Origin of the sequence: Agromyces binzhouensis (genome assembly GCF_004135055.1) — a bacterium.
Lineage (GTDB): Bacteria > Actinomycetota > Actinomycetes > Actinomycetales > Microbacteriaceae > Agromyces > Agromyces binzhouensis.
Genome location: NZ_SDPL01000702.1, coordinates 1 through 902, shown reverse-complemented (window position 1 = coordinate 902; position 902 = coordinate 1). Strand labels below are relative to the sequence as shown.

1 protein-coding gene is annotated in these 902 nt (G+C 77.2%); it reads left to right on the top strand.

Going from position 1 to position 902, the window contains the following annotated elements:
* Window positions 1-105 precede the first annotated feature (105 nt).
* A partial coding sequence (locus ESO86_RS17750; RefSeq protein ID WP_422836513.1) for a transcription antitermination factor NusB occupies window positions 106-902 on the top strand: 797 nt, incomplete at its 3' end.

Below are 902 nucleotides of genomic sequence, written 5' to 3'. Positions count from 1 at the left end.
GGCCGCTCCGGGCGGTCGGACCGCGCTGGGCGAGGCGGGGGACGAGGCTCGGATCGTCGCGGGGGCGGCCGCCCTCGGCCCGAGCGGGTCTCGCCGGCGCGCCTGGTGGCCTACGACGTCCTCGCCGCGGTCCGGGATTCCGACGCCTACGCGAACCTGCTGCTGCCGACGCGGATCGAGCGGGCCGGACTGAGCCCGGCGGATGCCGCGCTCGCGACCGAGCTGACCTACGGCACGCTGCGCCTGCTCGGGAGATACGACGCCGTCATCGCCCTGGCCGCGGGCCGCGACGTCGCCGCGATCGACCCCCCGGTGCTCGACGTGCTCCGTCTCGGTGCGCACCAACTGCTCGCCACCCGCGTGCCGACGCATGCGGCGGTGAACGAGTCCGTCGCCCTCGCCCGCCGGGTGGCGCCGTCGGCGGCGGGGTTCGTGAACGCCGTGCTGCGCACGGTCTCCCGGCGCGAACCGGCGGACTGGCTCGAACTCGTCGCCGAGGAGGCCGACTCGCCCGACGCCGCGCTGGCGGCCGTGCACTCGCACCCCGTGTGGGTGATCCGGGCGCTCCGCGCCGCGCTGGAGCGCGAGGGCCGGGGCGACGAACTGCTCGCGCTCCTCGAGGCCGACAATGCGTCGCCGCGGGTGAACCTCGTGGCCCTGCCCGGCCTCGCCGACGATCCCGCGGAGCTCGGTGAGCCCGATCGCTACGCGCCGACCGGCCTCACCGCGGGCGCGCCGTTCGAGCTCGTCGCCGCACACGAGGGCCGGGTCCGCGTGCAGGACGAGGGGTCGCAGATCGCCGCACTCGCCCTGAGCCGGGCCGCTCCGGTGCGGGCGGGCGAACGATGGCTCGACCTGTGCTCGGGACCCGGCGGGAAGACCGCGCTGCTCGCGGCCGAGGC